Raw genomic sequence first — 12723 nt, forward strand, 5'->3', positions numbered from 1 at the left:
GAAATCGGCCTTAGGGGACGACAGTGGCGGAACGCGTTCGGTTGATCGACGTGGCAAAGCAGGCCGGTACCTCGGTCTCGACGGTGTCGCGGGCGCTGAACGGTTCCGACCTGATCTCGCCCGAGGTGGTCGCGCATGTGCGGGCCGTGGCCGGCCAGCTCGGGTACCGGGCCGACAAGCGGGCGCAGGAGTTCAAACTCGGCCGGCCGCTGACGGTCGGCGTCACGGTCCCCGACCTGACCAACCCGTTCTTCTCCGAGGTCCTGAAGGGGCTGAACGCGGCCGCGCGGGCGGGCGGTTACCGCCTGCTGATCGGTGAGAGCAGCGAGGACCCGGCCGAGGAACTGCGGCTCGTCGACGAGCTCGTCGACTACTCGGGCGCGCTGGTGCTGTGCAGCTCGCGGCTCACCCGCGCCGGTCTGGAGAAGGCACTCGCGCAGCCGGTGCCCGTGGTGTGCATCAACCGCAGCGTGAAGAACGCGGGCGTGGTCGCGATTGACTACCGCGCCGCGAGCCGGCTGCTGCTCGAACACCTCACCGGTCTAGGCCACCGACGAGTGCTGTACGTCGGTGGTCCCGCGAGCTCCTGGTCCGACGGCGAGCGCCGCCGGACGTTGCGCCGTACCGCGCGCTCGCTCGATGTCACGCTCGACGAGATCGACGGCGGCTGGTCCGGGAACCACGGGTACGACGCCGGTCCGACCGTACTGCGCAGCCGGGCGACCGCCGTCATCACGTTCAACGACCTGGTCGGGATCGGGTTGCTGAGCTGGATGTACGACAACGGCGTCGAGGTGCCGGCCGAGCTGTCGGTCGCGTCGTACGACGACATTCCGATCGCGGCGTACTCGCGGCCGCCGTTGACCTCGTTGCGCAACGAGCGGGCGAAGCTTGGTGAGCTGGCGTGGGAGCAGCTGACTGCGCGGCTCGGGGGTGCCGAGTGGCCGGCGCCGGATTTGCTGACGCCGGAGCTTGTGGTGCGGGCCAGCACCGGGCCGGTCCGGCGGCGGGCGCGGATCCGCGCTAGCTGAGGAACTACGCGCCAAGAGATCCGCGCGAGCTGAGCTGCGCGCTCACTGATCTGCGCGAGGGTTCGGCGCGTCAAGAGATTGGCATGAGTTGAGAAATCCCTTTGTGCAAACGATTGCACGGGCGGCGATGTGTCGGTTAGCGTTGGCGCATGCTGCCGCCACATGTCGTGCTGGGGACGGCCTACTACCCGGAGTACCTGCCGCGCTCGCTCGGTGACCGGACCAAGACCGACCTGGATCTGATGGTCGCGGCCGGGATCACCGCGATCCGTGTCGGTGAGTCGGTCTGGTCGACCTGGGAACCCCGGGACGGTGTCTTCGACCTCGAGTGGATCCGCCCGGTGCTCGATGGTGCGAAGGACCGTGGGCTCGGCGTGATCCTCGGGACCCCGACGTACGCCGTACCGCCGTGGCTGCAACGGGCCCATCCCGAGATCGCGGCCGAACGGCGCACCGGCGGACCGGTGCCGTGGGGGATCCGGCAGGAGATCGACTACGGGCAGCCGGCCTTCCGGTTCCATGCGGAGCGGGTGGTGCGGCGGATCGTGGAGCGGTATCGCGACCACCCGGCCGTCATCGGGTACCAGGTCGACAACGAGCCGGGTGTGCTGCTCGCGCACAACCAGGCTGCTTTCGATGCCTTCGTGGCCGGCTTGCGGCGTGAGTACGGCGATGTCGAGACGCTGAACGAGGCGTGGGGGCTGACGTACTGGTCGCATCGCTTGAGCGACTGGTCGGAGTTGTGGCGACCGGACGGGAACAGTACGCCGTCGTACGACCTGGCCTGGCGACGCTTCCAGGCCTCGCGGACGACCGAGTTCATCGGCTGGCAGGCGGAACTCGTCCGGGCGTTGCGGCGGCCGGGGCAGTTCGTGACGACTTGTCTCGCGTACGACCGGCCCGCGGTGGCCGACGTACCGCTGACCGCTGGGCTGGACGTTGCGGCGGGCAACATTTATGTGGACGTGCAGGACGGGCTGGCGCGGCCGGCGGTGCCGTCGCGGTTGTCGCCGGGGTGGATCGGGCGGTCGGTCGCGGAGCTGTTCCTCGCGGCGGATCGCATGTACGGGTCGCGGGGTGAGCCGTTCCTGGTCACCGAGACGAACGCCACGTCGATCGGTGGATCCCACGAGAACAAGCCGCCGTACGACGGCCAGCTCCGGCAGTTCGCGTGGGCGATGGTCTCGCGGGGCGCGCGGATGGTCGAGTACTGGCACTGGCATTCGATCAACCACGGGGCGGAGACGTTCTGGGGCGGGATCCTCGGGCACGGTCTGCAGCCGGGACGGGTATACCAAGAGATCGCGGGTCTCGGGGCTGAGTTGGCTGCGGCGGGTGAATCGATCGTCGGGTTGACGCCTGATGTCGATGTCGCGGTGCTGTGGTCGAACGAGAGCGACTGGGCGTTGCAGTTCCAGCCGCCGTTGGCGACTGCGGGTGGTATACCGGACAAGGCGTCGTACCGGACGATCGTTGGTGCTTTCTACGCAGGGGTTCTGGACGCAGGGTTGCGGCCCGGGGTGGTGCCGGTCGAGCGGCTCGAAGCGGCGTTGGATGCGCCGGTTGTTGTTGCCGCTGGGCTCTACGTTGCCTCTGATGCAGTGCTGGACCGGCTGGTTGAGTACGCGCGCGGCGGTGGGCATCTGATCGTCGGACCACGGACCGGGTACGCCGACCTGGAGGCACGGCCGCGCGTCGAGGACGGACCGCCGCGCCTGCGGGAGGCGGCCGGATTGGTATACCAGGAGTACGAGAACCTGGTGACTGACTTGCCGGTGAGCGGCCTCGCCGGTCACGCGACGCGCTGGGCCGAGACGCTGCTAGTCAACGACGCCGAGGTGCTGGCACGGTATACCCATCCGGGTGGCGAACAACGCCCGATCGTCACCACCAAGCCCTTCGGCGCCGGCCGAGTCACGTACGTCGGCACGGTTCCCGACGCGGAGCTCGCAGCAGCCCTGTACGGCGAATCGCGCCTCTGGTCCCCGTCGGTCACCGCGCTGTCAGCCGTGAACCCTTTGGGCGACCGCCTCTGGTTCCTCCACAACTGGTCGTCAACAGCAGTCGCATTCGCACCGCCGATACCGCTGGATCCCCCGGGCTCTGCGGAGTCGCTGGGGTTAGTTGAGTTGGGTCCTTGGGATGTTCAGGTGTTCAAGGAGGCGCAGTGAGGTATTTCGAGGATCTGACGCCCAGTACCGGGGCGAGGGAGCCCCGGGCATCGATGCATTCGTCGCGACCGCGGATCAGCCTGAACGGCCAGTGGAGCTTCAAGCTCTGGGACAGCGCGCCGGATGGTATACCAGCGGTCGACGATGATTGGACCGACCTACAGGTTCCCGGGCATTGGGTCCTGCAGGGCCACGAGCGGCCCCGGTATACCAACACCGCGTTCCCGTTCCCGATCAATCCGCCGTACGCCCCGGACACGAACCCGACGGGCGATCACGTCCGCTGGTTCGACGTACCCGAGGACTGGCCGCTGGACGGCGCCGTACTGCGGTTCGAGGGCGTCGACTCGTGTTTCAAGGTGTGGGTGAACGGGGTCGAGGCCGGGACGTCGAAGGGGAGCCGGCTCCCGAGCGAGTTCGTGATCGGGGAGCTGCTCCGCCCGGGACGCAACGCGTTGGCTGTGCGTGTGCACCAGTGGTCCTCGGGCTCGTACCTCGAGGACCAGGACATGTGGTGGCTCCCGGGCATTTTCCGCGACGTGACGCTGCTGGCCCGGCCGTTGATCGACGACGTGTTCGTGCATGCGTCGTACGACCACCTGACCGGTGCCGGCGCGCTGCGGGTCGAGACGGCGCCGGACGCAGTGGTCCGAGTGCCCGAGCTGGGGATCGTCGCCGAGCCCGGAGTGTCCGTGCCAATCGCGGCGGTCGAGCCGTGGTCGGCCGAAGTACCCCGCCTGTACGACGCGACCGTCGAGGTGCCGGGGGAGACGGTCGAGCTGCGGATCGGGTTCCGGACCGTCGCGATGGTGGACGGCGTGTTCACCGCGAACGGGCAGCCGCTGTTCTTCCGCGGCGTCAACCGCCACGAGCACGACGAGCGCCGCGGTCGCGCCATGACGGTCGAGGCGATGCGGCAGGACGTGGTGCTGATGAAGCAGCACAACATCAACGCCGTACGCACGGCGCACTATCCGCCGCACCCCGCGTTCCTGGACCTCTGCGACGAGCTGGGGCTGTGGGTCATCGACGAATGCGACATCGAGACCCACGGGTTCATCTACACCGACTGGCGCGGCAACCCGGCCGACGACCCGGACTGGGCGCCGATGATGCTCGACCGGATGCAGCGGATGGTCGAACGCGACAAGAACCATCCGAGCGTGGTCATCTGGTCGCTGGCCAACGAGAGCCACCGCGGGCAGAACTTCGGGACGCTGGCCACCTGGGTACGGCAGCGCGATCCGGAGCGGGCGGTGTTCTACGAGCGCGACCGCACGTACGAGTTCTCCGACTTCTACAGCCTGATGTACCCGCCGCTCGAGGACCTGGAGGCGATCGGAACCCGTACGGAGGACGTGCCGGAGGAGACCGCAGAGCACCCCGAGCTGGAGGCGCGTCGGCGGGCACTGCCGTTCATCCTCGCCGAGTACGCCCATGCCATGGGCAACGGTCCCGGTGGGCTGGCGGACTACCAGCGCGTGCTGGAACACTATCCGCGGCTGCAGGGCGGTTTCCTGTGGGAGTGGATCGACCACGGCCTGCTGTTGCCAGGCGCAACGGACCACGTGTACGGCGGTGACTTCGGCGAACGGCTGCACGGAACCAACTTCTGCATCGACGGCCTCTTGTTCCCCGACCGCACCCCGTCACCGGGGCTGCTCGAATACAAGAAGGTCCTGGAACCGGTCCGCATCACCGGACCCAGCCCGCTCACCATCCAGAACCTCAGAACCTTCGCCGGCGTGGACGACCTGGAGTTCCTCTGGTCGGTCACACTCGACGGTGTCGAGGTGGAGTCCGGACGGCTGGAGGTCCCTGAGCTGGCCCCGGGTCAGTCTGTCGAGCTGGCGTCGCCAACGGGCGAGAGCTCTTCTGAGTCCGAGCGGTTGTTGACTGTGTGCGCGGTGCTGGCGAAGGACACAGCCTGGGCAGTCGCGGGACATGAGGTGGCGTGGGGCCAGTTCGTGCTTGCGTCTGCTGCTGACAGTACGGACCGTCCTGTAGGCGTTGTGGTGGAGGAGGCGGATGTGGTGCGGCTCGGTGGCGCCGAGTTCGAGCGCCGTACCGGCCGGCTGACTCAACTGTTCGGGCAACCGGTGGACGGTCTGCGTCTGGACCTCTGGCGCGCGCCCACCGACAACGACAATGGGCAGGGCGGCCGCAACGGCGTCACTCAAGAGTGGCGCGCTGCTGGGCTCGACCGGTTGCTGGAACGCGTCGACGGAGTGGAACTCACCGACAACTCAGTGGTGGTGCGCACGCGCGTCGCTCCTGAAGGCCTAGGCGTCAGCGTACGAACGACCTACCACTGGACTGCTGTAGACGCTGGCCTGCGGTTGACCGTCGACCTGGTGCCAGAGGGCGAGTGGGGTGGCACGGAGGTAACGCCGCGCTGCGGAAGCTGGCCGCGCGTCGGCGTACGAATGGTGCTGCCGAAGGCGCTGGTGAACGTCCAGTGGTACGGCGGCGGGCCAGGCGAGGCGTACTCCGACAGCCGGCAAGCTGCCCGAGTCGGCCGCTACGAACGCACCGTCGACGAACTGCAGACGCCATACGTCGTCCCGCAGGAGAACGGCTCTCGCACCGACATCCGCTGGGCCGAGCTAACCGATGCTGAAGGCAATGGCCTACGCGTCACCGGCGCACCATACTTCCAGCTCACCGCCCGCCGTTGGACCACCGAGGACCTAGAACACGCCCGCCACCGCTCGGACCTCACCCCTCGCGACCACATCTACCTCAACCTGGACCTGGCCCAGAACGGCCTAGGCTCCGCCTCCTGCGGCCCCGCCGCCACCGCAGCCCACACGCTGGAAGTCGCGCCCTACACCTTTGGTCTTACCTTTCGGCAAGCGACATAATCCCTTTGTATATAAGGGTTTCCCGACCGTGAAAACTGTCGGTAGCGACGTCTACTGTTGCGGGCATGGATGATCTAGGCGTACGGCCGGTCTGGTCGATGGGAGGCAGCGACCTCCTATCGACCCTAGACGCGCTAGACGCGCAGATCACCCAACTCCAGAGCTACCGCCTGCAAGTAATAGCCCGCATCGAAGACACCGGCTACGCCCAGGAGCTAGGCGCCCGCGACGCCGTAGACCTCCTATCCTTCCGCTACCGCCTAGACCGCACCGAAGCCTGGCGAGACGTCCACCTCTCCCGAGCCCTCCCGAAGTACCCCACCATCACCAACGCCCTACAACACGGCATCAAAACCCCCGCCGACACCGACACCGGCGCGGACGGAGCTGCGGACACCGACACCGTCCCGGCCCACGACACTGCCGACCTCGACCTCGACCTCGACACCGGCGCTGGCCTCGACACCGGCACCGGTTGCGATGGTGCTGCGGACGCCGACGCCAATGGCGATGCCGGGGCTGTCGGTGGGGATCGTGCCGACGCAGGAGCCGTCAACGATGGATCCGGGCACGGTGTTCGACTAATGCGTCCAGCGCAGGCAGCGGCGATCGTCTCCGCGCTGGAACGGGTGCGATCGCGAGTACCCGTCGAGCACCTCGATGTCGCCGAGCAGCAACTGGTTTCACTGGCCGGCCACCTCTCAGCCCGCGAACTCCGCAGCGCCGCCCGAAAGATCTGCGACCTCCTGGACTCCGACGGCCCCGAACCCGAAGAACACAAGGCCTACGCACGAGAGTCTCTGAGCCTCTCCACCGCCGACAACGGCGTAAAGTTCCGCGGCTACCTAGCCAATGAGAACGCCGAACTCCTCCGCGCGATCATCCACGCCGGCGCCCGCCCCCACAAAACCACCGATGGCGAACTAGACCCCCGCTCCCGAGAAAAGCGACAAGCCGACGCCCTAACCACAGCCCTAACCACCGCCGCCACCTCCTGGGACACCGGAACCCGACCCTCTCGCACGGCACCATCCACCCCAGCATGGGACACCACAACCAAGCCCTCCGGCACCGCACGATCTACCCCAGCACGGGACACCAGAACCCCACCCTCCCGCACGGCACGGTCCGCCGCAGCCCGGGAGACCGGGAACAAGCCCTCCGGCACCGCATCAGCTGCCGCAGCCCGGGAGGCCGGTGCCAGACCGTCCAGCGCCGCACAATCCGACCCAGCCGACACCACCGTCAAACACACGGGCACGCGACCGAGCCAGCCCACCGCCGATGCCCTGCCGTACGACACCGATGTCTCTGCGGCCGCGATGACCGCTGCGCCCTCGGACGAAACGCCCAACGCGCCGTCGGCGGCAACGCCCAACGCGCCGTCGGACGCAACGCCTGATGCCCCGCCCGATGCGTCGGACGACGAGCCGAGCCGCACGTCAGCAAGCGCGGCCGCGATGCCCGACGCCTCGTCGGACGCAACGTCCGGTGTGTCGTCGCGTGGTGATGTGGCCCGGGCATCATGCAGTGGTGGCGGGACGGGAAGCCGAGTGCCGGGGTACGGAGCAAAAGCCAACATCACCGTGACGATTGACCTCGAGGACCTGAAAGCCGCCACCGCAGGTGCAGTTGGTGATCTCGTATACGGCGACGGACTATCAGCCGCCGCGATCAGGCGCCTAGCCTGCGACGCCAACATCATCCCCCTCGTCCTCGGATCGAACTCCGAGCCGCTCGACGTAGGTCGCTCCGAGCGCCTCGTCACGCGATCCATGCGCAAAGCCCTGAACGCCCGCGACAAAGGCTGCGTTGTCTGAGGAGCCCCACCGATCCAATGCGACGCACACCACCTGATCTCCTGGATCGACGGCGGCGAAACCAACATCGCGAACCTGGCCCTCCTCTGCCGCCGCCACCACACAGACCTCCACGCCGGCCGCTGGACCATCACCATCACCAACGGCCAAGTGACCGTCACCCGCCCAACCTGGGCCACCCCACCCCTAACCCACCCCGGCACCACCACAACCCACCCACCCCTAACCCGTCCCACCGCCTCACTCAACGCCGACCCACGCACCGACCCACGCACCGACGGACGCGGCGATTCACGCGCCGACGGACGCACCGACCGATGCGCTGACCGATGCGCTGACCGTTGCGCTGAGCGGTGCGCTGAGAGGTGCGCTGAGAGGTGCGTTGATCAACGCATTGATCAATGCATCGAACCGGGCGTCGACCGAGCCCTGCCCAAGGCGGAGGCTCAGCAGACCCGAACGAGTACGTGGGACGGCGCGAGTCAGCCGGTTGTGCGGGGCGGCCGATGGTCGGCCGACGATGCGACCCGCGCGGAAGCGGCACGATTCGCTTTGTGGGGGACCGCCCAGGCACGCAAACCCGGTGTACCGAATGCCAACCTGGCACACTCCGCCGCAGACCCGCCGTCCTTCGCCACAATCTGACCCTGTCGGCGTACTCGCGCCTCTCCAGACACGAGTACAGCGGCACCTCGTGACGCGCCATGTCCCTCGTCGGGCTGCCGACGCAGGCCGCGCGCTTCACCGGGTTGTAGCGCAGGACCACCGGGACCGCGGCTTGATCGACGCGGTCGCCGTCGACCTCGACTCGGGCGCCGGGATCGCCGATGGACGCGGCTCTACGCATTCGTACGCATTCGTCCGCGTACGTACCTGCCGCAGCCGACGCTGCGAGCCCACGCGTCGGCCCGCGTACACGTGGCCGGGGGTGCTGCGAGCCCACGCGTCGGCCCGCGTACACGTGGCCGGGGGTGCTGCGAGCCCACGCGTCGGCCCGCGTACACGTTGCCGGGGGGTGCTGCGAGCCCAAGCGTCTTCGCCCACGACAAGCGCCGCATCCGACGGCTACCGCAGCACAACCGCTCGCACCACCGGGAGCGGCGGCGCCGGGCTCTTGTCGCCCCGCCGCGGCGTACAGACCGGTCCTGCTGCACGTGTTTGTACGTCGCCGGGTTCCCATCACCGGCGGTCGCAGCTCCTGGCTGTGGAACTCCAGGTCGTGCAGCTCCGGGCCACGCGCTGCTGGGTTCCCCTGCCGCGCCCCGCAGGACCGAGTTGCCTGCCGCGGGGCCACGGGCGACGTGCCGTATGCGACCTGACATGCGCGACCCGCCGTACGCCTTCCGTCTGCGGTCTGCCGCATGCCTGACGTGTGCGACCCCGCCACGTGCGAGGTGGCGTGCGTGGGGCGGCGTTCGCGACCTGCCATGTGCGAGCTGGTGGTGCGGGGTGCTGCCGGGCGTGGCCTGCGGTGGGGCACCAGGGGACTTGGCTGGCGTCGGTGGAGGTGCGCGGGATCGGGGCGATGCGGTGGGGTGGCCGTTAGACGGGTCGTGGGGTTGCCGTGAAACGGGTGGTTGGGTGGTTAGGCGCTAGGGGTTGGGGTTGCCGCGGGCGGGTGGTCGTGAGGCGGGTGGCTGTGGAGGGGTGGGTGGACGGGCGTTAGGGGGCGTGGTTAGTGGGGTGGGTGGGTGGCGAAGTACTCGAGGAGTTGGTGGATGTAGGGGGCTCGGGACTCTGGGGTGGCTGGGGTTGGGAGGGGGCGGGTGTTGTAGAGGTTGTCGGAGTTGTAGCGGGGGAAGACGTGGACGTGGTAGTGCCAGGCGTCCTGGTAGCCGGAGGGTTCGTTGTGTTGGCGGGTGGAGGTGCCGGTGCAGTCGTAGGTGGTGCGGATGGCTATGGCTACTTCGCGGACCAGGTCCTGTACGGCGTGGCCGGATTCGGCGGTCAGGTCGTACAGGTTCTCGTGGTGGGCGGTTGGCACGACCAGGACGTGGCCCGGGTTGTTGGGCCACCAGCGCGAGGCAACGAACGCGAGGGCGCCGTCGGTGCGGCGTACTACGTCGCGTTGCCTCGTCAGGTGGTCCTCGCCGCCGGCGGCTAGCCGGCAGAAAAGGCAGTCAACATGGTTAGCGTGGTATCACAAAGGTGATGTAGGTGGAGTTGCCCTTGCCTGCGACGCCGGAGTTGGGGCCGAGGGCCAGTTGGCCCGCGGGTACGTCGCGTTTGAACAGGACCAGGCGTTGGTCCGTGGTGCCTACTGTCTCGCCGGTGCGGGTGAAGTCGGACAGCCAGCTGGGCCACCACACGTTCTCGCCGCGCGCGTCGAACGCCACGTAGACGGTCGCCGGTCGCGTCAGGTTGAGCGTGAGGTAGTCGGCCGGAGTGGTCGCCTTGGAGTCGTCGTTCGCGCCTTGGATCAACGCCTGCCCGTTCAGCTGATCAGGCAGGTCGGTGATCTTGTACGACCGGTCCACGTACGTCTGCGCACCAGTCTGCGCCTTCACCAGGTTGGTTAGCTTCTCCGGCGACCGCACCGACACCAGGTCGCTCACCAGCGGCGGCTCGCTCCGAGTGATCCCCAGTACTCGGTTACCAACCGTCTTGACCTGAGATGCCGGCTGACCGGTCAGTGGCGCGAAGTCGAACGACGACAGCGGTACGGCGACCCGCTCGACCGTGTACGACGTATTCGGAGTCACCGCGACCGAGACAACGTCGCTGGAAGTTGGCGAGACGACAACGCGACCGTGAGAGTCCACAACCCGCACCTGCTGACCGGCCCACGGGTTAGCGACCTTCAACGTCTCCCGGCTGCCTGCCTGGATCCCGACAACACTCGGTACGCCGTCCTGGACCTCAGTGCTGACTCGGTGACCACCCGGGATCTGCACCGACCCCGAAACGTCCCAGTCGCTCGGCCAGGCCGGTGCAACGCGCACGACCCCGTCGTACGACTGCACCAGCGCCTCCTGCAGGCCGGTGGTCAGTACTCCGCCCCACTCGTTGTAGAAGCTGTGGTTGCGGACGGCCTCCTGACCAGTGCGGTGCACAGTGAACCCGTTGGGGTAGATCTGGAAGTCAGCGATCCCCTTGAGCAGCAGGCGCTTCACCTCGGCGGACAGCCCGAGCCGCGCGGCCCAGGTGGAGTCCATGCCCCAGTCCTTGTCCTGCGGGTAGACGCGCTGCCGGTACGTCGCCTGCATCAGCTCGGAGGTCTTGTCGAAGACACCCCAGGGCCAGAGCGCCTCCATCTCCGGGTTCTGCGTGTTGTGCGACGCCTCGTCTGTGCCGGACCACGCCAGCACCTCCTCACCACCACGCTGCACGGTCCGGAACGGCGGCAGCTTGCCAACCGCGGCACGCAGTTGCGTAGCGAGCGCAGTGTCGCCGTGCGACGTTGCCAGGTCGGCAACGAGTGGGAAGATCACCCGCATCGCTGCCATGTCCGGCACCGGGTCGCTGGTGTCCCACTGCACCTCCAGCGCGTTGACGTGCTCCAGGTGCAGGTAGCCGTCGGTGCCAACTGTCATCGCCGACAGGTAGAAGCGCGCCACGTCCCGCATCAGTGGGTAGCTGCGGTTCAGCAGCGCCTTGTCGCCGGTGTAGCGGTACTGCTGCCAGATGTTGTTCACCAGCTCCGGACCGCTCGTCAGAATGCGCCTGGTCCAGCTGGGCTCGTTGATGTTGTCGCAGCCGTCACCAGTGCCGTCGTACCGCATGAACTCGGGCAGGCAGAGTCCCTCGCCGCCGGTCCAGTGCGTGCGTGTCCACTCGCGCATCAGCTCGGCTCTGTCCTGGTAGAACTTGAAGTACGGCGCATTGAGCTCGCCGACGCCCGCACCGAGGTTCGCGGACACCAGCATGCGCAGGTTGAAGTGCCAGTACGAGTCCTGCGCCCAGTCCGCCTGGTCCCCGGACGAGGAGAACATCCGGACCACAGCACCATGGGTACTCGGTACGTCGCCACGCATCGACGCAGCCATCGTGTACAGCTGCAGTGCGCGCAGGTTCTCGACGTACTCACCGGAGCCATCGGCCGACGTGATCCGCATCGGGGCCGCCTTGGCCCAGTACGAGTGCCACCACTGCAGGTGGTGGTCCGGCGTCTCCGCCACGGCCTTGCGAGCCGCAGTACGGAGCTCACCACCGCGGTACGACGGTACGCCGACCACGAGCCGGTAGCTGCCGTCAGCGCGCGGCCGGAACGTCAACCGGACCGTCAGCGGGTCCACAACAGCTGCTGTCACGCCAGATGCCTGCGCGGTCAACGCGGCGACCGCTCCGGTGATGCTGCCGGACGCCTTGTCGTGGAACGTCTCCGCCAACGCAGCGATCCCATCGGCCGCGCTGACAGCCGGCGTCCGACCGGCCCACAGCTTCAGGTCGGCGGTCTGGGTCTTCGCAGGATCCGCACCGGTCACCTCGAGCACGAACTGATCAGCATCAGCTCGCACGTACGAGCGCGCAGTCATCCCACCGCCGCTCTGCACGACCTGACCGTCGTACAGCGCCAACCGCCCGCTGTAGTCGTCAGCACGCATCAGTGAGTCCAGACCGGGTACGACGAGCCGCCCGGCGGACTTGAGATCGGGGAACGTGTCAACGCGGTTCAGTTGGGCGCTGTAACCCTTCTCGGCCCAGACTGCCGCACCGAGCACGCCGTTCCCCAACGGCATCGCCTGGTAGGTCTGCCACGCCGGTCCCTCCTGGACGAGGTCCGACCGCGACACCAGCCCGGCCGTGTCGGCCTGCAGCGCGCCGTCGTGCCACGCCGTTGTTTCAGCTTCGTCAGCGTCAGCACCGACCGCCGGCAAGGCAGAGGCGCCCACGGTCA

7 protein-coding genes are annotated in these 12723 nt (G+C 68.0%); 5 read left to right on the forward strand and 2 right to left on the reverse strand.

Translation table 11 applies throughout. From position 1 onward, the window contains the following. Positions 1–23 precede the first annotated feature (23 nt). The 5 genes from ACWGID_RS25665 (at position 24) to ACWGID_RS25685 (ending at position 8531) form a co-directional block, all read left to right on the forward strand. Positions 24–1031 (forward strand): LacI family DNA-binding transcriptional regulator, encoded by a 1008-nt coding sequence (locus ACWGID_RS25665; protein WP_452200617.1) that lies wholly within the window; start codon positions 24–26, stop codon positions 1029–1031. 149 nt (positions 1032–1180) lie between these two features. Next, positions 1181–3202 (forward strand): beta-galactosidase, encoded by a 2022-nt coding sequence (locus ACWGID_RS25670; RefSeq protein WP_452200619.1) that lies wholly within the window; start codon positions 1181–1183, stop codon positions 3200–3202. A gap of 53 nt (positions 3203–3255) precedes the next feature. Then, positions 3256–6066: a glycoside hydrolase family 2 TIM barrel-domain containing protein gene (locus ACWGID_RS25675; RefSeq protein ID WP_452200620.1), complete on the forward strand. Its 2811-nt coding sequence runs from the start codon at positions 3256–3258 to the stop codon at positions 6064–6066. A 65-nt stretch (positions 6067–6131) separates the two neighbouring features. Further along, on the forward strand, positions 6132–7886 hold the full coding sequence (locus ACWGID_RS25680; RefSeq protein WP_452200622.1) for a DUF222 domain-containing protein: 1755 nt from the start codon (positions 6132–6134) through the stop codon (positions 7884–7886). Positions 7887–7931: 45 nt separating this feature from the next. Then, positions 7932–8531, forward strand: a complete 600-nt coding sequence (locus ACWGID_RS25685; protein ID WP_452200725.1) for a hypothetical protein — start codon at positions 7932–7934, stop codon at positions 8529–8531. Between the two features lie 1030 nt (positions 8532–9561). Here the strand turns inward: ACWGID_RS25685 and ACWGID_RS25690 are convergent. Together ACWGID_RS25690 and ACWGID_RS25695 are read right to left on the reverse strand one after the other, a co-directional pair. After that, positions 9562–9966: an HIT family protein gene (locus tag ACWGID_RS25690; RefSeq protein ID WP_452200727.1), complete on the reverse strand. Its 405-nt coding sequence runs from the start codon at positions 9964–9966 to the stop codon at positions 9562–9564. A gap of 49 nt (positions 9967–10015) precedes the next feature. Further along, on the reverse strand, positions 10016–12718 hold the full coding sequence (locus tag ACWGID_RS25695) for a glycosyl hydrolase family 95 catalytic domain-containing protein (protein ID WP_452200624.1): 2703 nt from the start codon (positions 12716–12718) through the stop codon (positions 10016–10018). Positions 12719–12723 lie beyond the last annotated feature (5 nt).

This window comes from Kribbella sp. NPDC054772 (assembly GCF_053611945.1).

Coding starts and splice junctions, on each gene's coding strand:
- ACWGID_RS25670 (WP_452200619.1), top strand. CDS start 1,181: ATGCTGCCGCCACATGTCGTGCTGGGGACGGCCTACTACCCGGAGTAC.
- ACWGID_RS25675 (WP_452200620.1), top strand. CDS start 3,256: ATGCATTCGTCGCGACCGCGGATCAGCCTGAACGGCCAGTGGAGCTTC.
- ACWGID_RS25680 (WP_452200622.1), top strand. CDS start 6,132: ATGGATGATCTAGGCGTACGGCCGGTCTGGTCGATGGGAGGCAGCGAC.